This is a genomic window from Psychrobacillus sp. NPDC058041 (assembly GCF_042885655.1).
GTDB lineage: Bacteria > Bacillota > Bacilli > Bacillales_A > Planococcaceae > Psychrobacillus.
Genome location: NZ_JBHVRO010000001.1, coordinates 173888 through 198514, shown reverse-complemented (window position 1 = coordinate 198514; position 24627 = coordinate 173888). Strand labels below are relative to the sequence as shown.

Below are 24627 nucleotides of genomic sequence, written 5' to 3'. Positions count from 1 at the left end.
CTTTATAAGTTAATCTATTTTCGCTTCAATCGTATCACAATTGTCTAAATATTGAAATTCATTTAAAAGCTGATCCAACTCTTCACTTAAACGAATTGTTTCTTGATTGGAAACTCCATTTTCAGTAGCAGACTGTATCATTTTTTCTCTCGTATATTCTACTCGCTTCAAAATAGATTCTAGCATATAGAATCGCTCCTTTAACAATATATACATTCTTTTCAGTATACCTTTTGCATGAAGTTTTAAACCGAGAACTTCTCGACAATTATAGACAATTTAACTTCTTGGAACTTTTAAATAAGTAAATACCACTTGAGCACCTTGCATTGCATTTCCAGAAAAATGTTTAAAATCATCTCTTTTGATCAATACTTCTCTAAAAGCAAGAAAATCATTTTTTTCAATTTCTAATGTTTGAATTTCCCCACTTTTAAGTTGGTCCAACATTTCTTCATATGTTTTCATCAAATCATTCCTTTCTTTTATTGAATGATGTATAATTTTAATGCTTTTGACTAAAATACTTTACGAATACCTTTTTTTAGGGCAAACTGTAATGTAATAAGTTCTAAAAAGGGGAGGGACAGTCTGTGAAAGTTGCAGAAGTTGGTAATATAATAGAATTTAGTGATGGTCTTCAAGGTATTGTTGAAAAAGTTAACGAAAACTCTGTTATAGTAAATTTAACATTTATGGAGAACTTTGATGAACTCGAAATAGAAGAAAAAACGGTAGTAAATCATAAACGTTATAAAATATTATATAGCAATGAAGATTAAACGTCATGCCGTTCCTCTTTCATAGATGAACGGTATTTTACATAATTGTTAGGATGTGTTTTTTTATGAACAGTAAGATACTAGTTAGATTAATACTGTCTTTGGTTTTTGCTTATTTATTCACTTGGATATCATTTTCAAATCAGAAAGAATTTTGGTATTTTTACACTTTTACGATCCTTTTCCTCATGTCTATTGCTTACTTTTATACTAAAATTAAAGATGAGGTCAAAACGCTTCCTTATATTTTTTGGGGTTTAATATATGGAACACTTATATATGCTATTATAGCATTTGGTTACAAATTAATCCATATATTGCCTATAATTTCAGCTTCAGGCATAAATCATTTTATAACCAAATTTGCTCCTTCTTCTATTTCACAATATGTATTCCTTTTCATTCTTATCGCACCAGGGGAAGAATTATTTTGGAGAGGTTATATTCAACAACAATTAAAGAATTGGTTTAAACCTTTTTATGCTGTTGTTATCAGTTCTGCATTATTTAGTCTTTCTTTAGTTTTTAGCGGATTTTGGTTAGGAGTTTTAGGTGCTTTCGTTGTAGGTATCCTGTTTGGTCTTTTATATGAATGGAAAAAAAGTATGCAACTTACCATACTGGCACATATAACCATGTTAGTATTATTATTTATAGTGTTTCCACTTATATGAAACATTTATCTTCTTCTCTCGTCTATTTAGAATAGAGATTGTCGCATACTTTGTGACTATCTTGCTCAGGTGACTATTAATATTTGAGTCTTTATGCTGGACATGAAATTTTTGAAAAGTTATACTAGTTAATCATTAAAAAGGAGATGAATGATCATGAAAAAAATAAACTCATTACTTTCCATTCTATTAATTACTACCTTATTAGCTGCATGCGGTACAACAACTGGAAATGAAAATGCAAATCAACCTGACACTGAAATTAAGAATGCAGAACAAACAGAAGCAACAGGAAGTACTCCGGAGACAAAAGAAGAAATTAAAGGGACTTTAACAAAAAGCGAAAGCCAAAACTATTCTGTTACTTTGATGGATGGTTTTGAATTAACTGGAGAAGAACCAAATAAAGATATGCTATTTAACACCGAAAACGATGCACAATCCATGAGAATTGAAACATTTGATTCAAGTGAAGTCAACTTAGATGAAACTACGAATAATTTAGTAGAAATCCTTAAGGCATCCAATGAATCTGGAAAATTAGTAGAAATTTCGGATAAAAATCAACTTCCTAATAACGAAGGAATTAAAGAAGTTAAGGGTTATCAGATAGATACACCAGAAGGTATGGTTTCAGGATATACTTTTGAACGAGAAGGATTAATCGTAAAACTTACGATATTTGATACAAATGAAAATCCTGCTTTAGATAAGTTCGTTAAAATGGCAGAAACAATTAATAAAGACTAATTACTCTTTTAAAAGAATTCTGTTTCGTCGATACATCCGTTACACTATAACCGAATAAATTGTGGGGCTGAAGTGACTGTGTCTCTCCATGCCCCACTTTTTTTTATTATTCTTGAAATATGAATACTTGATACGATCCAATGCGAACTTCTTTTTTAAGAAAAAACGGGCGAGACGCCCCTTTTAAGAAGAGAATCTGAGATATGGTTAATTTCCGCTATGGCGGACGCTTTTCAGGGACATGGCTTCAGTCTCCTCAAGCCAACTATGTTGGTCACAAAGGCGTTGCCACACGAGGTGGCGTTCTTAGACTTTGTTCCTTTGTATGTTCTAGAGTGCCTTCCGCTCATGCACCTGCCGCTTCTCTTTCGGTGCAGAAAACATCTGCTATTCCCGCAGAAGTCTCCTCCTCCGCTTCAATCTACTTGTGCACTACTGGAGACGCATAGATTGATAAAACAACTGTGTCTTTACCGTTTCTGGAGTGCTTTGGACGAAACATTGGCTAGATCATTAGCGTTAGAGTAATGGATCGTGAAGTGACGCGTCACTTCACGATCCATTTTTTTCGGTAATCTTGCGGCGGATGTTTGTCCGTCGCCCTCTTGAATTATTTAAAGGCAAGGTGCTTTTGGTTTGAGTAAATTAAAGATAATATCCTGTCCTACTTTTTTAAAAACGTTCTTCTATTTTCTTTACAAATAATAAAACAAGCTTCTAACGCTAAACAGCGTTGGAAGCTTGTTTTATTAATTTGAAAGATCTTTAATAGATAATCCTAGTTTCTTCACTAAATCAATAACTATTTGCTTTTCTTCATTGGACAAGGCACTCATTAGTTCAACCAGTTGCTCTTCATGTCTTGGAAAAATTTCATCCATAAAAGTAATACCTGCTGTTGTAATTTCTGCAAAAGTGACACGACGATCTGTCTCGCTTGAAACTCTACTAATATAGCCCCTAGCCTCTAACTTGTCTACTACATAGGTAATAGAACCACTCGCTAATAAAATTTTATTGCCGATTTGTTGAAGTGGCTGTTTCCCTTTATGATATAAAAGTTCTAAAACTGCGAATTCTGTAGGATTTAGTCCATTTTCTTGAAAAAAATAATTTGTACTTTCATGAATTACTTTATGTGCTCTTGATAAAACAATAAATAACTTTAACGCAGCGTTCGATTGTTCATTTGACATTATCGTCATCCTCACCTATATATAATACATTAACAACTATTATATAGGTCATACAATCAAATTGTCAAAATAGGTTTATTTTGTACTTTACTTGGAAGAATAAATTTAAAAACGGTTCCTTTTCCAACAGAACTATCGACTTCAATTGTCCCGCCATGTGATTCAATTACTTTATAAATGTGAGGTAAACCAAGACCTGTCCCACCTGTTTTTGTGGAAAAGAAAGGGTTAAAAATTTTTTCCAAATTCTTTTCTTCAATTCCATACCCTTGATCTTCTACTGAAACACATAAGAATGAATTATCTTGTATGTCTCTTCCCTCAGCAATGTTCACATTAATATTTCCACCCATCGGCATTGCTTCGATAGCATTTTTAATAGCATTCATAAAAACTTGTTTCAATTGGCTACGATCACCTGAAATTTCACTTTCCTTTGTATCTCCGTAATTTATAGACAAATTGATATTTTTCAATAGAGCCTGGGGAGCCATAAAATTAACAACTTCTTGAATCAAGTCCTTCATCTCAAAATAACAAAACTTATAATTTGTAGGCTTTGAGACTTGTAAAAATTCTGTTAAAATTTCTTCCATTCGTTGTAATTCATCATTAATAACTGCTAAGTATCTTTTACCATCCTCATTTGCTGTTTTATAAAGCAGCTGTGTAAAGCCCTTTAAGGAAGTCATTGGATTACGAATTTCATGTGCAATACTCGCTGCAAGTTGCCCAAGTGTACTAAGTGATTCGCTATGATCTAATCTTTTTTTCATGCTCATCTTTTCCGATTCATCATGAACTTCAGTTAAATATAGTTTAGTATCTTTCTGTTTTGATACCCTAATTCGTATATACTTTAATTCACCCAAATTATCTTGAATCTCACTAAAAAGCTCAGCTTTTCCATCCCTAAGTAAAGTTTGAATAAAAGTTTTTTTATCCTCAAAACTTTTATTTAACCTTTCTAAAAGAGGAAGAGCATTCATTCCACATAATTCATCCCTACTAGTTTGAAACATTTCTTCTATATTAGAATTAACCTCTAAAATTATCCCTTTTTCATTGATGAAAATAAGCCCAGATGAATAAAACTGAAAAACATGTTCAAACTTTTTTTTGTATTCAGCCAGCACCAATACCACCAAACCTCTCCTTGCGATTGAAAAACCATCTCCATTAAAAGAAATAAGAGTAATGGAGTATACCTTAATTAATAAATAATAGATTAAATTTTTCATCAACTAATTCAAATGTTTGTTAATTCTGATTATTTCATAACCTTTTCGAGAAAGAAATGATTCTATTTTCCTATATTGTCGACAACTATATTCATTGTTACAATATATATACGTTAAAAAGGAGTTTAAAAAATGAATATAATACTAACTACACTAAATGCAAAATTCATCCATACAAATTTAGCCTTACGCTGCCTTAAAGCGTATGCCGAACCTGAATATTCCCCCCTCATTACTGAATATACAATAAAAGATCCAGCTTTTAATATTGTTGCTGACTTATATCAGAAAAAACCTGATATTGTAGGATTTAGCTGTTACATTTGGAATATCGAAGAAACCATAAGGGTCATAAAGATACTAAAGACTGTAGATCCTTCCATAACGATTATTTTAGGAGGTCCAGAAGTTTCTTATGATACAAATGTATGGTTAAAACAAGTCAAAGAGATAGATTATATTGTTGTTGGAGAAGGAGAACATTCTTTTAAAGAATTATTAAACTTCTTACATAAAAAACAATCAATAAAAGATGTTCCTGGAGTAGCATATGTACAAGACGACAAATTTATTCTAAATGCGCTACCTCCAAAATTAGATTTAAGAGAATCACCAACACCTTTCCGTTTTGCCGAAGATATTCCTAATCTGTCGAAACGTATCGTTTACATTGAAACTAGCCGTGGTTGCCCTTTCTCCTGTCAATTTTGTCTCTCATCCATTGAAGTAGGAGTACGATATTTCAATAGAGATAAAGTAAAAGAAGATATTCGCTTTTTGATGAATAACGGAGCGAAAACGATAAAATTTGTGGATCGAACATTTAATATTAGTAGAAGTTATGCAATGGAAATGTTTCAATTTTTAATTGATGAACATTTACCAGGTGTTGTATTTCAATTTGAAATAACTGCTGATATTATGCGACCGGAAGTAATAGAATTTTTAAATGAAAATGCTCCGGCTGGACTATTCCGTTTTGAAATTGGTGTTCAATCTACAAATGATCTGACCAACGAACTTGTAAAACGTAGACAAAATTTTGAGAAGTTAAAACGAACGGTGACAATGGTCAAAAGCGGAGGGAAAATTGATCAGCATCTCGATTTGATCGCTGGTCTACCTGAAGAAGATTATAGTTCCTTTAGACGAACTTTTAATGAAGTATTTGAAATGCGCCCAGAAGAATTACAACTTGGCTTTTTAAAATTACTAAGAGGAACTGGATTGCGTGTAGAAGCCGAAAAATATGGTTATGTTTATGTAGATCAAGCACCCTATGAAATATTCTCTAATAATGTATTAACATTTGATGATATTCTTCGGATAAAACAAGTGGAAGATGTATTAGAAAAATATTGGAACGCTCACAGAATGGATCGTACACTTGAGTATTTATTCGAGGATATATTCGATACACCATTCGACTTTTTCCAACAGTTTGGAACGTTCTGGGAAGAACGAAATTGGTCGAAAATTGGTCATCAATTAGAGGATTTATATACAAGATTGAATTCCTTCCTAGCAAGTGTAGAAAACATCTCATTACCAGTTGTTCAAAGTGTAATGAAACTAGATTATTTATCCAAGCAAAAGTTTCAGCCTCGTAAACCATGGTGGGAAAATGATATGGATAAAGAAGAGCAATCGTATCTTTATAAACAACTATTAAGCGATCCGTCTATTGCAGGAGAAGAGTTTGCAAACCTACAACTGAACGAACGTGAATTATATAAGCAAACATTTATTACACCAATCTCCATCTGTATAGATTCTTATAAAAAAGGAATAATCCAAGAAAAAGAAGGCTACTTATTAACTACATTTGGGAAAAGCAATGCACCCCATCTTTCTTTTATTGAAAAATAAGTTTGCTCTCGCATTAGTGACGAATCCTCTCGCAAAGACGGCAAGTACTTCGCTTAGGCGGAAATTGTGCGATCAAAACTGTTTCTTATTAATAAAACCGAGCATTAGGTCCAGTGATGGACTTTATGCTCGGTTTTTTTAACCGATAGTAACGCGTTCTTTAGGATAGCGGAATTTTGTTTTATTACTTTTTCCACCTAATGAATATAAAAATGAAATCAAGCCTACACGACCAATAAACATTAGAACCATAATAATTATTTTTCCCATATTGGACAGGTCCCCTGTTATTCCAAGAGACATCCCACAAGTTCCGAAGGCCGATGTTATTTCGAAGATTAATGAAGTAATTGGAACATTGGTTTCTGTAACTGATAATAATATAGTTGCAGCAAATACCATTGCAAGTGCTAAAGTGATCACTGCAAATGCTCGAAATATGTCGATTAAATGCACTTCACGATTAAAAATTTGCACACTATCTTTTCCTCTAGAAAAGTTTATTAGAAATAATACGGCAATAGCTAATGTAGTCGTCCTAATTCCACCACCAACGGAGCTTGGGGATGCACCAATGAACATGAGTACACTCATTAGAAAGTTTGTACCTTCCTGAAACTGAGTAACATCAATCGTGGTTAATCCTGCAGACCGTGTAGAAACGGAATGAAATAAAGCAGTAAAGAATTTTTCATGCCACGGCATTCCTTTAAAGGAATTGAACATTTCTAATAAATAGATCATTATGGTGCCAAATACTAAAAGAATTGCATAGGTTAATGTTGTAAGTCTTGTAAATAGAGAAAAACGAAATCCTTTATTCTTATTGGATAGAAATTCTTTTACTTCTATTAAAACAGGGAAGCCAATAGCTCCAAAAATGATAAGAAAAATTGTAATCATTTGAACAAAATAATCATGATGATAAGGAATTAAGGAATCTCCTGTAATATCAAAACCCGCATTTGTCGTAGCAGAGACTGATGTAAAAATACCATGGGTCAAAGCTTCTTTGAACGAATCGTAATATTGGATAAAATACAAGGTCAACAATAATGCTCCTATTACCTGGATTAGCAATAATATTTTTACGATTTCTTTAATTAAGTTTACTACTCCTGATAAATTTGATTGGTTGTAATCTACCATTATCAGTTGGCGTTCACGAAGTCCAATTTTTTTACCTGAAATTAGCCAAACAAACGTACCTAAAGCCATGATTCCAATACCACCTAATTGCAGGACAAGTATTATCATAAAATATCCAAATACGCTGTATGTTTCAGAGATATTAACCGCTGATAATCCTGTGACACTTACAGCACTTACAGCCGTAAATAAGCTGTCTATAAAATCAACGTGAACTCCCGGCTTGTGAACACCCGGTAATCGTAGAAGAATTACTGAGATTGCGATTGCAATAAAATAATAAGTTACAATCGCTTGAGCTGGAGTAGAATTTAATTTTGTTTTTAATCGTTTTTTTATCATAGCAATAATTTCCTTTCGCTAAAACGAAGAGACTGTTCCCTCATTGTAAGAAAAAAAAGCATAAAAAGATAGCTACAACCAACTATCTTTTATGCTTTTTCCCATTAATTCTTCTTGTAAACTTTTTTGTTTGATACAATACCAAAAACATAACCCAAAATTGCAATGACTAATAAAACCGTCCAAAATGTAATTTCCCAAGGAGCCGAGTGTGGAAAATGTTCATCAAGTAAACCAACTTTTGGATGTGAAAGTGTCAAAACGGCTAGTTTTACTCCAACCCATCCTACGATAAGGAAAGCAGCTGTTTCTAATGAAGGATATTTTTCAAGCAACTGAACAAATTTATGAGCAGCAAAACGCATTATGATAAGTCCAATTACTCCTCCTAAGAACATTACTGCAAATTGTCCACCGTTTATGCCCCCAATATGTAATTCACCAAGCTCTGGCAAAGTTACCGCAATTGCTACTGCAGCAAGCATCGAATCAATAGCAAAAGCTATATCAGCTACCTCAACTTTTAATACAGTAAACCAAAAACTTGATCCTTTTGATGTATTCATATCAAAATCAGGATGATCTTCTTGTTTATTTTTCGATTTATCATAAATATGTTTAAACGAAATAAACAGCAAATACGCTGCTCCTAATGCCTGTACTTGCCACACATTCACTAGAAATGTAATCATAAAAAGTGCCAAAAACCTAAATATAAACGCTCCCACTAATCCATAAAACAATGCTTTTTTCTGTTTATCCTTTGGCAAATGTTTTACCATTACAGCCATCACTACTGCATTATCTGCTGCAAGTAAACCTTCCAATCCAACTAATACAAGTAATACCCATCCATACTGAAATAAAATTGCTTCCATTATTATCCTCCTTTTTGCATATAAAAAGACCTTTGCCTTAAAAAAGGCAAAGGTCTCGCTAAGCAATTGAATAATTACTATCATAACCGATGGCAAAAGCCATGTAATGACGACTATGAAATAGGTTTCCCTATAGCTACTCCCCTTTGACATATGTCAAAAGTCTATTTAATTATGTTATTTATTATATCATACTGTTTAAAATTATAGAAGTAGAACTATTAGAGGGGAATATAAAAAAGTTATCATCATTAAGATACTATTTTATACATAAGAAAAAACACAAGCCTTCTTTAAGAAGTACCTTTTTCTCGCCTTTTCCTAAGTGCTTTGGACAAAACATAATCTACACTATTATAGTTAGAGTTATGAATCGTAAAGTGTCTTCGTCACTTCACGATCCATTTCCCTATTAATTAGATCTAGCTTTTTTCCTTGTTTCTTTATCAAACAAACTATAAATAACAGGGACAACATATAAAGTCAAAAATGTGGAACTAATTAATCCTCCAACTACTGTAATTCCCATCGGTTGATTGATCTCAGTTCCTTCTCCTATCCCTAATGCAAGCGGAACTAGTCCTAAAATGGTCGTTAGTGCTGTCATAAGGATAGGACGAACACGATCCCTTACAGAGGTTATTATCGCTTCATAAGAACCTATCCCAGAGGCTTTTCTTTGATTTATATAATCAACTAAAACGATCCCATTGTTTACAACAATTCCTACTAAAATAAGTATACCGATTACTGCAGAAATACTTATAGGTGTATTTGTTGAAAATAGGCCAATAAAAATTCCTATAGTGATAAGTGGGACAGTGAACATAATAACGAAAGGATATTTATACGATTCAAATTGTGCAGCCAATACTATATAAACTAAAACTATTGCTAATAATACAGCTAAAATCATATCATTTTTTGCATTATCCAATAATTCTCTATCTCCTCCAAAAGAAATGAGAACATTGTCTGGTAACTTAGCTTTGATAATTGCTTCATCCACTAAATCGGATATTTCACCTAGAGAATATTGGGACCCGTATTTTAGTGTGAACGTAACGGCGCCAGTTTGATTTACACTTCGAATCGTTAAAGGGCCTTCTGCTATTTTGATATTAGCTACCTCTTGTAATGTAATATATTGACCGGAAGGGGTTCTTAGCTTCAGTTGCTTCAGTTGTTCCACACTATTACGGTAAGCTTCATCATATTTCACATAAACCCCGTAGACTTCTTCTTGTTCAGAAATAATTTGGGTAGCAAATACACCTCTCGTCACATTGTTTACCGTTTGAGCAATTTGAATGGAAGCAATTCCATATTCTGTTGCTGCCTCTTTATTTACAGTCATTTGTACTTCATCAATAGTTTCTGTTAGATCATTTCTCATACTTGTGATGCCATTTATCTTTTCAACTTGTTTCGAAACTGAATTTACAGCTTTATTCAAATTATCTTTGCTTGCAGATGATAATGTAAACGATAAGGAGTTCGGTGATGAACCGGCAGCCGTCTGCATATTAAAATTTACTTCTACATTCTTTCCTGCTGCTTGAATTACTTTTGGTCGGACTTCATCTACAAAAGTGAAAGTAGATCGCTTTCGCTTATCTAATGGTATTAGCTTTACAGATATTTCTGCAGTATTAGACTTAGATGTTCCTCTAGATTGTCCTTCTTGGTTTCCTCCAACAAAACTAACATATACTTCTACATCTTTCTCTTTTTGCAATTCCTTCTCAATATTCTTAACTACTTTATCAGTTGCTGCAAAAGATGCTCCATTTTCAAGTCTTACTGCAATCGTGACAAACCCTTCATCTGTAGCTGGTAAAAATTCTGTTCCCGTACGGAATAAACCAAACGTTGAAATAGCTAATAAAATTAATGTAATCGAAAGAACTAAAGTACGATGAGACAATGACCATCTAACTGATCTTTCAAAATTATTATATGCTTTCGAACGTCGTCTTCTTGCTTCCAAATCCCCTTTTGGTTTCTTTAGCATTCTACTAGCCATCATTGGAATTACCGTAATTGCCACGGCTAACGAAGCAAATAAACTAAACGAAATAGTCAATGCAAATTCTGTGAAAATCTGTCCAATTAAGCCAGAGAGAAATATTACAGGCACGAAAACAGCAACCGTAGTTAAAGTAGAGGCGGTAATAGCTCCCACAACTTCTTTTGTTCCAATAAAAGCAGCTTCTCTAGGATTCTTTCCTAACCCTAAATGCCTTTCAATATTTTCTATTACAACAATTGAATTATCAACTAACATTCCGATACCAAGCGCTAATGCACCAAGTGTCATTATGTTTAAGGAGAATCCCGCAAAGAACATTAATACGAATGTTACTATTACAGAATATGGAATAGCTACCCCAATTATAATCGGACTCTTAATCCCCTTTAAAAATACAAATAATATGAGCATCGCTAAAATACCGCCAGTTACGAGCGTTGTTCCGATATTATTTATTGCCAATCGAACATAATCTCCTTGGTCAAATAATATATTCGCCTTTACACCGCTATACTCTTTTTTTGACAGTAGCTCGTCCAATGATTGTTTAAATGCTTTTGAAACATTAGCTGTATTTGCCTTCGATTCTTGAAAAACAGATAATAAAACGGCAGGTTTGCCATTTGCCCTTGTTTCAGAATTCTGTTCTGGTTCAGTCAGTTGAACCGTTGCAATGTCTGCAATCGTCACTTTTTGACCGTTGAGTGGATTAACAGTAACAACTAGATTTTTAATATCATCTACAGTTGTAAGTGTGCTGACAATTCTTGTTGTTAGCATTTTATTGTCTTCTGTTTCTATAGGATTACCGGGGAGTGAGATATTATTTGCTTGTATTAGTTGTACAATGTCATTCTGTGTTAATCCCTTTTCTTCTAACTTATTCTGATTAAGTAGAATTTGCACTTCCTCTACAATCTTTCCGGAAACATTTACACTAGCGACTCCTTTTGTGCTAATTAGTTCTTTTTCTAATTTCTCTGCGACTAATCTTATATCTTCATTAGCTTTTGAATCGCTAAGTGACAACTGAATTACAGGAAACTGAGCTGGATCAAACTTTAAAAACTGTGGTTTTGCCGCTCCATTTGGCATTGGTGTTATGTCAATCCGCTGCATAACGTCTAATTCAATATCATCCATATTCGTGGACCATTCGAATTCCATTAATAAAAAGTTTGCCCCTTCTTGAGAAGTACTTTTAATGGATTTTATTCCTGGTAAAGTACTTAAAGAATTTTCTAGTGGTTTCGTAATTTTCTCATTAACTTCAATCGGATTCGCTCCCGGATAACTTGTAACCACTACTGCGATTGGAGGGTTTAAGTCTGGTATTAAAGTGATAGGAATTTTAAAAAATGAAACACCACCGAGGATGATGATCAAAAACATTATTACCGTGGTGAATACTGGCCTTTTTATGGAGAAATCACTAATTTTCATTTTCGGGGACCCCTTTATATTTGCTATTACTATCATATTCTCCATTAACGAAGAGTTCAAATCTTTAAATAAATATCTTGTGATTATGAGAGACTATTTTGAGATTTACAAAGTCTACTTGCGATTCGGGTGTGGGATCTTGCGATTTCGAGGATGGACCTTGCGATTCGAATTTGTTTGTCTTTCCATAATAAAAGACCACCTTAATAGAAAGGTGGTCACACATTTTAAAGAAGATTATATAATTTAATATGCTCATATTTATCTTGGAACCATCTTGTTGCAAATTCGTTCTCAAATAAGAAAACGTAATTGTCGTAACGATCTCTCACTAGCATACTTCTTGGACCAGTCATCGATTCTTTTACTTCTTCTTCATTTTCTATCCATCGAGCTACTTTTGAACCGATTGGCTCCATTCGTACATCAACATTGTATTCATTTTTCATACGGTGCTCAAACACTTCAAATTGAAGTTGACCGACTGCACCTAAAATTACTTCTTCTGTATGAAGAGTTTTGTAGTATTGAATAGCACCTTCTTGTACTAACTGTAAAATACCTTTATGGAAGTGCTTCGACTTCAATACGTTTTTAGCTGTTACCTTTACAAATAGTTCGGGTGTAAATTGAGGAAGCTTTTCGTAATTAAATGCTTTCTTTCCTCCAACGACTGTATCACCAATTTGATAATTTCCTACATCATATAGACCAATAATATCCCCAGCGACAGCCACCTCAACCGTTTCACGATCATCCGCTAGAAACTGTGTAGATTGCGTTACTTTGAAATTCTTCCCAGTACGAGCAAGAGTCATATTCATTCCTCTTTCAAATTTACCAGAAACGATTCGGACAAAAGCAATACGATCACGGTGAGCCGGATTCATATTCGCTTGAATTTTAAAGATAAACCCTGAGAATTCTTCATTTAATGGATTTACTTCATCATCATTATCGGTTTTACGAGGCTGTGGCGTAGGAGCAAATTGTAAATATGTTTCTAAAAATGTTTGTACTCCAAAATTCGTTAATGCACTACCAAAGAAGACAGGTGTTAAATCTCCTGATAGTACTTTTTCTTTATCGAAATCATTTCCAGCCTCATCTAAAAGTAGAATATCTTCCATCGCTTGTGTGTAATAGGAAGTTTGTTTCATGGAATGATCAACTGCAAGTTCGCCGTTTTCATCTAAAGGAAGATATTTATCTGATTCTTCTACTCGGAATTGTTCAATCCGCTTATTGTAGCGATCATAAATTCCTAAAAATTCTTTTCCCATACCAATTGGCCAATTCATTGCATATGATTGAATGCCAAGAACCTCTTCTAGCTCTTCCATAAGCTCCAATGGCTCTTTACCTTGTCGGTCAAGTTTATTAATGAACGTGAAAATCGGAATCCCTCTCATACGACAAACTTTAAATAGTTTTAAGGTTTGTGCTTCAATTCCTTTTGCCGCATCAACGATCATAACAGCACTATCAACTGCCATTAATGTTCGATACGTATCTTCACTAAAATCCTGATGCCCAGGAGTATCTAATATATTTATACGACAATTGTTAAAATCAAATTGCATGACAGAAGAGGTAACCGAAATACCACGTTGCTTTTCTATTTCCATCCAATCAGATGTTGCAAATTTACCGGATTTTTTCCCTTTAACTGTTCCCGCGTCACGAATTGCTCCACCAAAAAATAAAAGCTTTTCTGTTATAGTTGTTTTACCAGCATCGGGATGGGAAATGATTGCAAAGGTTCTTCTTTTTAATATTTCATCTGTTAAATTTAAGTCCATATATTTTGTATCTCCTTCTTATTTACTTTTTTATCATATGGATTTGAGCACTAAAATACAAGTAAAAAAGAACCAGCTTACCGTTTTCTAACGAAATAAATCGCAGAAACGGCTGCTGATTCAATTAGATTTTATTAATGATCTATAAAAGCTTTCTTCTATCTTATAACATTTTAGAGCTTACATAAGCATATAAAAGTTTTGCTGTTTGTTCTAAGGATTCCACATGCGTCCGTTCATATGCATGGGAAGCTTCTATTCCTGGTCCAAATAACGCATGTTTCACATCGTAACCGGCGCGAATAGCAGCCGAAGCATCTGAACCATAGTATGGATAAATATCTAATTTATAATCGATATTTTCTTCTTTTGCAAGTTCTACTAATTGGCGAGTTAATTCGTAATGGTAAGGTCCAGAGGAATCTTTCGCACAAATAGACACTGTATATTCGTCGGATGTTTGCCCGTCTCCTATTGCCCCCATGTCTACTGCAATATACTCTACTACTTGTTCTGGAACATTCGAGTTACCGCCGTAGCCTATTTCCTCATTATTCGAAATATAGAAATGTGTTGTATTTGGAAGAACAATACTATTTTCTTTTATTGATTTAATTAATTGAAGTAATAAAGTAGTACTTGCTTTGTCATCTAAATGTCGAGATTTGATAAAACCAGTTTCTGTTTCTTCAAAACGAGGATCAAAAGAAACAAAGTCTCCAACTTCAATTCCTAACAAACGTGTTCCCTCTGCATTCGTTACTTTTTCATCCACACGAACCTCAATATTTTGCTCGTCTCTTGCCAATCCACTAGCATTTTTATAGACATGCACAGTTGTTTGATGCATAAGAATGGTACCTCGGATCTTCTTACCGTCTGCTGTATGAATGGTACAATATTCACCCTCAACTGCATTCCAATTAAATCCGCCAACCATTGTAAGTTTTAATCTTCCACTTGACTTCACTTCTTTTACCATCGCACCAAGAGTGTCCGTATGAGCTGTAAGCAAACGATGGTTGTCATCATTTTCACCAATAATTGTAGCTATTAAAGCCCCTTTATTAGTACGTTTATAAGATACTTGTAAATCTAATAAAATCTTTTCCATAAAGTCCATAATTTCTTTTGTATATCCAGAAGGACTAGGAATTTCAACTAATTGTTTTAACAATGAAACCGTTTCTTCTTTATTAAAAGTAAATGACACTTTACTTCCTCCTTTTATTTACCTCTATATCTTACCAAAAATTATTATTTTCTTATATAACTAAATGAGATAGTATTAGACACATCTATATAAACATGAGGTGGGAAATGGAAACCAAGAGTTTTATAAAAAAAAGGAATCAATTGTTTATTGGTATTTCTGTAATATTTACTTGCATCCATTTAATAACTTCATTATTTTTGCCTGATAGCAAAGTAGAATCTTTTATCTTTTACGAGGTAATCTACATACTCCTATTAATTATATTATTTATTTTTAATTCTCGCATTCATTCGGTCAAGTATCAGTATATTATACTTGCATTCTTGAACCTATACAGTTTATTTATTAATTTACATAACTCAAACATAGTATTTCTTGTTTTTCTTATTTATCCTATTTACGCATCCATTTTATATCGTAATATCTTACCAAGAATAATTTTGCTAATCGCAACTATTTCGGAAGTAGCATTATTAATCTTTTTTAAAGAAGAAGCTTATTATCATTACTTTACCGTAAATGATCTCATTCTTTTAATTATATTTTTAGTCCTTATAGTCCAAACCTCCATTGCAAACTCTATAATGGAAAATAAAAGTTGGAAAAAGCTTTCCGAACAAAATAATTCAATGCTTAAAGAGTTAAATTCTAGGGAAGGGTATTTGCAGTTATTTTTTGATTATGCAAAAGATGCAATTGCTGTATTTGATTTAAATAATAATATTATAGAAGTCAATCATGCATTTGAAGAAATGTATGGATGGAAAAGGGAAGAACTTATAGGACAATGCGTTTGTTTTGTACCACCTGAAAACAGAGAAGTAGCAGAATTGCGCTATCGTGATGTATTGAATGGAGTAAGTTATCATTGTCTAGAAACCCAAGATATGAAAAAAGATGGAACTTATTTTGATGTTCAAATAACGCTTTCCCCCATTTATGATTATAACGGTAAACTAATTGCATTATCAGCTATTAGTAGAGATATAAGCTACAAAAAAGAAGCTGAAAAAATACTAGTACAATCAGAGAAATTAAAAATTGCAGGAGAAATGGCTGCTGGTGTTGCTCATGAAATACGCAATCCGATGACAGTTGTTTCTGGTTTCATACAAATGATGAATGAAGATAAAGAACAACCATACTATGAATATACAAAACTAATTCAGTCAGAAATTGAGCGAATTAATTATATTATGAGTGAGTTTTTAATATTAGCTAAGCCACACATTACTGAAAGAAAAAAATACAATTTCAATCATACATTGGACAATATAATCTTACTCTTTGAACCAGAATTACATTTAAAAGGAATCACCTTAAGTTTGGAAACATCTTCGAAAGATATTTTCTTATTCGGAGAAGAAAATCAGATGAAGCAGGTGCTAATAAATGTATTAAAAAACGCGATTGAAGCGATTATAGAGGATGGTTACATTAATATTACTTATGAAGATAGTCGAAGTGAAGTAATGTCACTAAAAATTTCCGACAATGGATCCGGCATGGATAGCTCTATTGTAGAAAAGCTATTTGATCCGTTCTTTACAACAAAAGAAAAAGGAACAGGTTTAGGAATGATGATATCCAAAAAGATTATAACAGAATACGGCGGAAATATTTCCATTGAAAGCGAATTAGGAAAAGGCACTACTGTCGCCATTCAAATTCCATATAAAGAAGTTTAGGATTGCTTTTTTAGCAGTCCCTAGTTAAAGAAAAAAGGTTTTGGGAAAATAAAAACTCCCAAAACCTTTTAATTTTTTTCATTTCTCCTACACACTAACATAGAAGAAAAATGTGCGATACTCCTGTTTAAAAAACACCATTGAAACCATGAACAGACTTGTGCTGAGGAATCGGCTCAATGGTTCATACGCTGAAAGAGAGTATCTTTTTCTGGTTTGGATACTTCCTACTTTCTATGTTATAAGATATTGATAATTTACTTTAGAAGGCTTCTAACAAGCTTTACTTTGTTTCTATATGGTGGAAATATAATATTTACGGGTAACTTCGTACTTTTTTTCATGATAGATTTTTGATGAGTAAATAAAGTGAAGCTTGCTTCTCCATGATAAGCTTGAGTTCCAGAATTTCCAATACCACCAAACGGTAAGAAAGAACTTCCGACATGTGATAGTGTATCATTTATACATCCCCCACCAAACGAAAATTCCTGTAAAAAATAGTTCTGAGCTCTTTCATGCTCACTAAAAAAATAAGCAGAAAGAGGTTTTGGTAATTTACGGATTTGGCGAATAACGGTTGGTAAATCAGAATATGAAATAATTGGTAATATGGGTCCGAAAATTTCATCTTCCATCGATGGGCTTGAGAAACTTACTCCATCTAATAAAGTTGGTTCAATATATAAATCATTTCTATCAGAATGCCCTCCAAATATAATTTGATCTTTTTCAATTTCTAGAACTTTTTTTAAACGATCGAACTGAGTTTCGTTCACAATTCTTCCTAAATCCACACTTTCCTGAATCGAATTACCAAAAAAACTCTGAATCGTTTGTTTTAAAAGTCCAACAAACTCTTCTTTAACGTTTTCTTCTACTAATACATAGTCTGGTGCTACACATGTTTGACCTGCATTCACTAATTTGCCCCATATAATACGTTTTGCTGCTACTTCTAGATTAGCAGTATGGTCTACAATTGCCGGACTTTTTCCACCAAGTTCGAGTGCTATTGGAGTTAAACGTTCAGATGCAGCTTTCATCACAATTTTTCCGACTTTAACACTTCCGGTGAAAAAGATAAAGTCGAATGGTGCATGAATTAATAACGATGTGACTTCCTTTTCACCTTCAATCACTCGAATGTATCTTGCTTCAAATGTTTCTTCAATTATTTTCTTAACAATTTTAGAAGTATAAGGTGTTGCTTCAGAAGGTTTTATTATGGCACAGTTTCCTCCTATTATGGCTCCTAGAAGTGGTTCCATCACTAATTGAAACGGATAATTAAATGGTCCAATTATTAAAACAGTACCGTACGAATCGTTTACAATACAACTTTTAGATGGCATTAAAGCTATAGGCGTCTTGACCTGCTTTGGTTTCATCCATTTCTCAAGATTTTTCATCATATAAGATATATTGTCATAGACAAGTCCAATCTCCGTTGTATATGCTTCAAATTCACTTTTTCGCAAATCTTTATAAAGTGCCTGAATAACTTCTTTTTCATATTTTTTTATAGAGTTTTTTAACTTTTGTAGTTGATCGATTCTAAACTTGGCAGTTCTAGTTAACCCAGAATAAAAAAATGTTTGATGTTCCTCCATAAAATCTTCTATTTGTTGTGCTGTGAAATTCATAAAAAACATCTCCTTTTCTTTATTTAATGACTAAAACTAAACATCTGTTTAATGTGAATCATACTATTCTTTTCGAGTGTAGGAAAGATACTAACATTCTGGTTTAATATAATCGTTTTAATAAATACATGAAAGATATGAAATGTGGAAATACTCTTTATGTAGAGAGAATCTTTCCTTACATTTTTCAATTCATTAGTCTATAAGCGTTACTTTGGATGCGTGATATTCGATTCATTTTCTGATAACAAGTTTATTCTGGAAACTGAAATGGGTATATATTGGTCAAATGGACAAAAAGAATTTAAAGGAGGAAAATGAAGATGACAGAAACAGAAACATGGTGGGAAACAATATTTACAGGTGCATTTGCAATGGGAATAAATAAAGAACGCTTAACGGAATTGGAAGAAGAATCATTTTTATATTTTAAAGAAGACCAAAGCGAATTGGAGAATAATAATTGAAAAATTATTCTACATAAAATCAGCTTTTCCACAAAATATAAAGGAAAAGCTGATTTTTTTATTCAATATTTCTCCATAAGTACAATGCTGCATAACTTAGAAATGGAGACCAAGCTTCGAAATGGATTTCTATCTCTTCTTTCGTTGGCTTTTTCTCCAATTTCCAAAGTTGTTTTAATGAATTTTGGAGTCCTACATCTCCAACTGGAAATAAATTATTTCTACCAAGTCCAAAAAGTAAAAAACTTTCCGCTGTCCAAGGACCAATGCCTCTAAGTGTAGTTAATTTTTTTATAATAATTTCATCCGTTTCTTGACTCAATGCTTCTAGATTTAATTCTGCACACGCTATTGCTTTCGACACCCCTATAATATACTCAGCTTTTCTAGAACTAAATTGCATACTTCGAAGGGTTTCGACATCTATCACTGCTATTTTCTCTGCTGTAGGATAAAACCATACATCATCCACTTGTTCGCCAAATGTTTGAACAAACCTTGTAGTTAACGTTCTTGCAAAAGATAAATTCAATTGTTGATGAATGATACTTTTAATTAGATTCGCATATAAAGAATAATCGGTAATGATCGGTGTTCCCTCAAATTTGCTGAATAAATTCTTTAAGTTTGTTTTGGAAAAGTGATCATTGACTGATTCTAAACTACGATCAAAGTGAAAAATGGATGAAATGCGTTGAATCTGTTCATTCGACATGATTCCCGAAAGTTGGAATTTAGGTTCAAGAAATGATCCAACGCTTTGAATCGTTATTATCGACTCCTCTAAAGGGACTTTTACTAATTGTTTGTTTATATCTACGGTATTTAAAGGATCTAAAGCTAGTCTTGTAATTACTTCATCAAAACGATAAGCAAAAGGTAATTCAATTGTATGCATCCTATGCTTCTCACCTTTCTATGTAATAAAAATTTTCTAGGTAACTTACAATCTCTTAAAAAAGTTTCGTCAAAGTCTTTGATATGATAAATTTCCTCATTTCAATCTTTGAGCATTAAGGTATTGGGAAGTTACAAAATTTTTATAAGAAACCCCAAGTATTCATAATAAACCTTAGGGCTTCTCTTATTTACTTTTACTTATGTTCGTACACCTTTAATATTTGTTTCTGGTGCAGTTTCTTCTGGTGGTATATCTTCAAAGGTTTCATTTGCTTCTTCTAAATCTCTCGTTCGATGAGCTAGTCGAGAAGCAGCACATGCTGCAATACTTCCTACTAAATCATCTAAAAAGGTATGAACTCCTCCACCGGTTTTTGTATCTAATTTCGAAATAATTCCAATTTTATTTTTATCCAAATGTCCAAATGTAGTTACGGCAATACTTCCATACGTATACACTGATCCTAAAGCGATAGTTTCATCCACTCCAAATAATCCTTCGTCTGCTTCTACAATTTGTTGCAATGGTTTTGATAATAACTTTTTCTCTGCAAGCTCATCTAATTCTATCCCAACTAGAATAGCATGTTGCATTTCCCTTTTTTTCAATACACTTTTAATCGATTCAATGCAGTGTTCCAATGTGAGTCCTTTATTGTATGGTATTTGCATTTCATAAACGATTTTCGCTATTTCTTCAATGGTAACACCTCTCCGAAGTAACGCATCATTAGCAGCTTTCTCTACAGTTCTCGAATGAACTCTTGATGTTTGTCTATCCAAATTGATAATCTCCTTTTTGAAAGTTTTTTCTTTGTTACTTATTGGAATAACAGTCGCTTTTGAATTCTTAATTGGTGTTCATTATACCTCTGATCATGTATATGTTACAATTTCTATACAACATGATTACTTTCTAGGAGGAACTATATGAACCGTGGAATTGTACAAGATTTGACTCTTTTTAGCGATGCTCTTCAAGAAGAAATGCAGCTACTTATTTATTTACCACCAAATTATTCTCCATTATATAAATACAGCATACTTATCGCAAATGATGGAAAAGATTATTTTCAATTAGGCAGAATTTCTCGTGTAACGGACGAGTTATATGAAGAAAAGGAAATAGAAAATTTAATAATTGTAGGAATTCCTTATAAAAATGTAAAAGATCGAAGAGAAAAGTATCATCCAGATGGCCAAAAACATCAAGCTTACATACGGTTCTTGGCACAAGAACTTGTTCCTTATATTGATGAAAATTATCCAACGTATCAAATTGGTATGGGGCGAGCTTTAATAGGCGACTCTCTTGCTGCCACTGTATCATTATTAACAGCCCTTCAATATCCTAATACATTCGGAAAAGTTATTTTACATTCTCCACTGGTAAATGAATACGTATTGTCTCAAGTGGAGAATCATAAAGAAATACATGCATTTTCTTTATATCATGTAATCGGAAAAGAAGAGACTTCAGTTAAAACAGGTGATGGTTTAATTACTGATTTTGTAACGCCAAATAGAGAATTGCACAATTTGTTATTAAAAAAAGGATTTTCGACTTTTTATGACGAATTAGATGGAGATCATACATGGAAGCTATGGCAACCAGATATGAAAAGATCACTCAAAAGAAATTTCGGCTTGTAAATGGTATAATGTTAATGTAATCTGCTATAAAAATTAGAGGAGGTAATGAAAAATGAAATACGGTATTGTTGCTTTCCCATCAAAAAAAGTTCAGGATTTCGCTAATTCTTACAGAAAGCGTTACGACCCTCACTACTCAAGGATTACACCTCATATGACTGTTAAAGGTGTATTTGAAGCCGATGAAAATGAAATTAAAACAATTGCAGAAAAAATTGCAGAAGTTGTGAAAGGTCATAAACCATTTACATTAAAAACTTCTAAAGTAAGTTCGTTTGCTCCTGTAACAAATGCAATTTATTTTAAAGTTGAACCAACAGACGAATTGATGGCTTTACGTGGTGACTTAAATGCAATAGAATTTAACGACACTGAAAATTATGCATTTGTACCCCATATAACAATTGCTCAAAAAATGAATTCTAGTGAACATGATGATATTTATCCACAATTAAAAATGATTGGAGCGGAATTTGAAGAAGAAATCGATCGACTTCATCTGCTTTATCAACTAGAAGACGGTTCTTGGACTGTATATGAAACTTTTAGATTGTCTGGAGCTGAGTAATAATTGGTTAATGCAAAAATCGTTGAAACAGATAAAGAATATCAGGATGCTGTATCAATTAGAAGAAAAGTTTTTGTAGAGGAACAAGATGTTCCTCTACATTTAGAACTGGATGAATATGACCCGGAAGCTATTCATTTTGTTGCTTACGATGAAGAAATACCATTTGGAGCAGGAAGAATTCGAACCGCAGAACCCCTTGTAGGAAAAATAGAACGTGTATGTATTCTTCCCGAATATCGAGGAAAAAAATTAGGCAACTTAATTATGCAATGTATGGAAGATTACGCTCAACAAAACGGCTACCAAAAGCTCAAATTGAATTCTCAAAGTTATGCTATTCCATTTTATGAGAAAAGAAGCTATTCGATTACATCACCCGAGTTTTTAGAAGCTGGTATTCCACATAGAGCAATGGAGAAGCGATTGAATTAGATGAAACAAGTGAGATGATTTAATTTTAATCATCTCACTTGTTTTATTTATAGCCGCTGGAATAAAAGATAAAATTGTAACACTTCTTCTTAGAACAACATATATATAGAGAGAAAGACTTTGAAAAAATGGCATAGATGTTTTTATGTAGAACTGGATATATGTACTCAACTTCAGATACGTTGATTCTAGTTCTTTATTTTTTTCTTTATCCTAAATTAAAAGTTGCAGAATTGTATGAGCCCCTCCTAAAAAGCATCTCGAAAGTTAATCATTGATAGCATATGGAATCTTATTAGCAATATCTTAAACTCCCTGACTTTTTACTGGATTCTTACTAGGGAATAAGGTTTTTTTAATAATGGATTCTTTTATTTGTTTATAAACTGTACAAATAAGAGTTTTGAAAACATTTACTATGTAAAATATAGATATGCAGGAAATCAACCTATTTGAAAGATTCCCTGACATACTTACTATATCTTATGTTTAAAAACGTTAAATTTGGAGATTTAATTTGCAAAAACCAATTGTACCCAAAAATATAAAAATGTCAGCGTTACAATTGTTGTGATTGGTATGACGATCAATGTAACACTTAAATAATCTTTCCATGTAATTTTTATCTTATTTTTTCTAATTATATGCATCCAAATAAGGGAAGCAAGTGTACCAATAGGTAATAGCAATGACCCCATGTCGCTTCCAATAATATTTGCTAGATAGATAGTTTTTAATGTTATTGGATCTAACCCCATTTTTGTTAAAGTAATCGTTCCTATCATTAATGCTGGATGGTTATTAAATAAGTTAGAAAGTAGCGATACTAATCCTCCCATGATAAAACTAGCGTGAAGTAACCCTTGGTTTACAATTGGTTCACACAATTGCACTAACAATGCTGTAAGTCCTACATTGTGTAAACCATAAATAATCACATACATTGAGAAAGCAAAAATTAGAATGTGCCAAGGAGTCTTCTTTAAAATGTCTACAGGGTTAGTTCGTAGATGGTACCATCTCCAACACAGCAAGATTACAGAACCAAGTACTGCAACAATTTCAATTGGAATGTTCACATAAGATGCTACAAAAAGTAGACTTCGGATGATAAAGACGAATAGCAATATCTTTAACATAAATTTAGTTCGCTTTCGTTTTGTTTCAACTGAGATTTTCGTTTTTAATGGATGAAAATTTTTCATGAAAAAAGATTCTTCTATATCTATAACTGAAACTGGTAATGTTTTTGGTAGTTTTTTCTTTACAACGATATACATCAAGTAAGACATGAACATTAATCCAAGTGTAGCAGGAACAAACATCATTGCAGTATGCATCCAAAGTGACATTTCGACAATATTTAAGGCGATTAAGTTAACTATATTACTAACACCAATAGGTGCACTTGAAGCAGTTGCAATTAGTGCGCCACTTAACAAATACGGTATTTGTTGTTGAGGTTTTATCCTCATGTTTTTTAACAGCATTATTAATATAGGGGTTGTTATTAATATACTTCCATCGTTATTAAATAATAATGTCATTAAAAAGCATAACAACTGGATATACCAATAAAGTCGGTGACCTGATCCCTTTGACAATCTTACTATTTTTGCAGCTGCCCAGTTGAAAAAACCAAAACTCTCTAATATAACAGCCATAACAACAGTTGACATAATAGTGATCGAGGCCCCACCGATTTTACCAGTGATGTCTACAACATCATTTAGTGATACAATTCCAGCTAGTAAGATAATCACTGCACCAATTGATGCTGGCCATGCCTCATTAATTCCTCTTGGCCTCCAAAATATAACCAACATAGTTGTTAGGAACACCAAACTGGCGACTCCAATTTGAAAACTCATACATATACCATTTCCTCTCGTTTTA

General features: G+C 33.0%; 22 protein-coding genes and 1 riboswitch. Of the genes, 9 read left to right on the top strand and 13 right to left on the bottom strand.

Annotation, left to right across the window (positions count from 1 at the left end):
* Positions 1–9 precede the first annotated feature (9 nt).
* On the bottom strand, positions 10–186 hold the full coding sequence (locus ACFVR1_RS00890) for a Spo0E family sporulation regulatory protein-aspartic acid phosphatase (protein ID WP_387579154.1): 177 nt from the start codon (positions 184–186) through the stop codon (positions 10–12).
* A 93-nt stretch (positions 187–279) separates the two neighbouring features.
* Positions 280–468, bottom strand: coding sequence for a hypothetical protein (locus tag ACFVR1_RS00885; protein WP_387579152.1), 189 nt, complete (start codon positions 466–468; stop codon positions 280–282).
* Positions 469–593: 125 nt separating this feature from the next.
* On the opposite strand from ACFVR1_RS00885, the gene ACFVR1_RS00880 reads away from it, so the two are divergent.
* The 3 genes from ACFVR1_RS00880 (at position 594) to ACFVR1_RS00870 (ending at position 2206) form a co-directional block, all read left to right on the top strand.
* Positions 594–782, top strand: a complete 189-nt coding sequence (locus ACFVR1_RS00880; RefSeq protein WP_387579149.1) for a YkvS family protein — start codon at positions 594–596, stop codon at positions 780–782.
* A gap of 65 nt (positions 783–847) precedes the next feature.
* Complete coding sequence (locus ACFVR1_RS00875) at positions 848–1456, top strand: CPBP family intramembrane glutamic endopeptidase (RefSeq protein ID WP_387579146.1); 609 nt, start codon at positions 848–850, stop codon at positions 1454–1456.
* A gap of 156 nt (positions 1457–1612) precedes the next feature.
* Positions 1613–2206 (top strand): hypothetical protein, encoded by a 594-nt coding sequence (locus ACFVR1_RS00870; RefSeq protein WP_387579143.1) that lies wholly within the window; start codon positions 1613–1615, stop codon positions 2204–2206.
* Between the two features lie 749 nt (positions 2207–2955).
* Here ACFVR1_RS00870 and ACFVR1_RS00865 read toward each other — a convergent pair.
* Entirely contained in the window at positions 2956–3402 is a 447-nt protein-coding gene (locus tag ACFVR1_RS00865) for a MarR family winged helix-turn-helix transcriptional regulator (protein WP_387579140.1), read from the bottom strand.
* Positions 3403–3458: 56 nt separating this feature from the next.
* Entirely contained in the window at positions 3459–4547 is a 1089-nt protein-coding gene (locus ACFVR1_RS00860) for an ATP-binding protein (protein ID WP_387579138.1), read from the bottom strand.
* A gap of 228 nt (positions 4548–4775) precedes the next feature.
* Here ACFVR1_RS00860 and ACFVR1_RS00855 point away from each other — a divergent pair, with 228 nt between their 5' ends.
* Positions 4776–6512, top strand: coding sequence for a B12-binding domain-containing radical SAM protein (locus tag ACFVR1_RS00855; protein ID WP_387579135.1), 1737 nt, complete (start codon positions 4776–4778; stop codon positions 6510–6512).
* Between the two features lie 138 nt (positions 6513–6650).
* Here ACFVR1_RS00855 and ACFVR1_RS00850 read toward each other — a convergent pair whose 3' ends face one another.
* The 5 genes from ACFVR1_RS00850 to ACFVR1_RS00830 form a co-directional block, all read right to left on the bottom strand.
* A complete protein-coding gene (locus ACFVR1_RS00850) occupies positions 6651–8003 on the bottom strand; it encodes a TrkH family potassium uptake protein (protein ID WP_387579133.1) in 1353 nt (450 codons plus the stop codon).
* 104 nt (positions 8004–8107) lie between these two features.
* Entirely contained in the window at positions 8108–8881 is a 774-nt protein-coding gene (locus tag ACFVR1_RS00845; protein WP_387579130.1) for a TerC family protein, read from the bottom strand.
* 60 nt (positions 8882–8941) lie between these two features.
* A riboswitch (yybP-ykoY riboswitch) is annotated at positions 8942–9038 on the bottom strand.
* Between the two features lie 255 nt (positions 9039–9293).
* Positions 9294–12356 carry an efflux RND transporter permease subunit gene (locus tag ACFVR1_RS00840; RefSeq protein WP_387579127.1) on the bottom strand — a complete coding sequence of 1021 codons (3063 nt, stop codon included), beginning with the start codon at positions 12354–12356 and terminating at the stop codon, positions 9294–9296.
* Between the two features lie 227 nt (positions 12357–12583).
* Complete coding sequence (locus tag ACFVR1_RS00835; RefSeq protein ID WP_387579125.1) at positions 12584–14158, bottom strand: peptide chain release factor 3; 1575 nt, start codon at positions 14156–14158, stop codon at positions 12584–12586.
* Positions 14159–14321: 163 nt separating this feature from the next.
* Positions 14322–15371 carry a M42 family metallopeptidase gene (locus ACFVR1_RS00830; protein ID WP_387579123.1) on the bottom strand — a complete coding sequence of 350 codons (1050 nt, stop codon included), beginning with the start codon at positions 15369–15371 and terminating at the stop codon, positions 14322–14324.
* Positions 15372–15478: 107 nt separating this feature from the next.
* On the opposite strand from ACFVR1_RS00830, the gene ACFVR1_RS00825 reads away from it, so the two are divergent.
* Positions 15479–17062 carry a two-component system sensor histidine kinase NtrB gene (locus ACFVR1_RS00825; protein WP_387579121.1) on the top strand — a complete coding sequence of 528 codons (1584 nt, stop codon included), beginning with the start codon at positions 15479–15481 and terminating at the stop codon, positions 17060–17062.
* A gap of 257 nt (positions 17063–17319) precedes the next feature.
* Here the strand turns inward: ACFVR1_RS00825 and ACFVR1_RS00820 are convergent, their stop codons facing one another.
* Positions 17320–18708 carry an aldehyde dehydrogenase gene (locus ACFVR1_RS00820; protein ID WP_387579119.1) on the bottom strand — a complete coding sequence of 463 codons (1389 nt, stop codon included), beginning with the start codon at positions 18706–18708 and terminating at the stop codon, positions 17320–17322.
* Between the two features lie 323 nt (positions 18709–19031).
* Here ACFVR1_RS00820 and ACFVR1_RS00815 point away from each other — a divergent pair, with 323 nt between their 5' ends.
* The gene (locus tag ACFVR1_RS00815) at positions 19032–19175 is read left to right on the top strand and encodes a hypothetical protein (protein ID WP_387579116.1); all 144 of its coding nucleotides are present in this window, start codon (positions 19032–19034) and stop codon (positions 19173–19175) included.
* Between the two features lie 58 nt (positions 19176–19233).
* On the opposite strand, the gene ACFVR1_RS00810 is transcribed toward ACFVR1_RS00815, so the two are convergent.
* Both ACFVR1_RS00810 and ACFVR1_RS00805 read right to left on the bottom strand, forming a co-directional pair.
* Complete coding sequence (locus tag ACFVR1_RS00810) at positions 19234–20073, bottom strand: DNA-3-methyladenine glycosylase family protein (protein WP_387579113.1); 840 nt, start codon at positions 20071–20073, stop codon at positions 19234–19236.
* Positions 20074–20273: 200 nt separating this feature from the next.
* A complete protein-coding gene (locus tag ACFVR1_RS00805; protein ID WP_387579110.1) occupies positions 20274–20858 on the bottom strand; it encodes a phosphatidylglycerophosphatase A family protein in 585 nt (194 codons plus the stop codon).
* Positions 20859–21005: 147 nt separating this feature from the next.
* On the opposite strand from ACFVR1_RS00805, the gene ACFVR1_RS00800 reads away from it, so the two are divergent.
* From ACFVR1_RS00800 to ACFVR1_RS00790, 3 genes are read left to right on the top strand one after another with little or no spacing between them, the layout of a single operon-like run.
* A complete protein-coding gene (locus ACFVR1_RS00800) occupies positions 21006–21728 on the top strand; it encodes an alpha/beta hydrolase (RefSeq protein ID WP_387579107.1) in 723 nt (240 codons plus the stop codon).
* 52 nt (positions 21729–21780) lie between these two features.
* On the top strand, positions 21781–22296 hold the full coding sequence (locus ACFVR1_RS00795) for a YjcG family protein (RefSeq protein WP_387579104.1): 516 nt from the start codon (positions 21781–21783) through the stop codon (positions 22294–22296).
* A 3-nt stretch (positions 22297–22299) separates the two neighbouring features.
* Complete coding sequence (locus ACFVR1_RS00790) at positions 22300–22731, top strand: GNAT family N-acetyltransferase (RefSeq protein WP_387579102.1); 432 nt, start codon at positions 22300–22302, stop codon at positions 22729–22731.
* A gap of 512 nt (positions 22732–23243) precedes the next feature.
* Here the strand turns inward: ACFVR1_RS00790 and ACFVR1_RS00785 are convergent.
* Positions 23244–24602: an arsenic transporter gene (locus ACFVR1_RS00785; RefSeq protein ID WP_387579099.1), complete on the bottom strand. Its 1359-nt coding sequence runs from the start codon at positions 24600–24602 to the stop codon at positions 23244–23246.
* Positions 24603–24627: the final 25 nt, after the last annotated feature.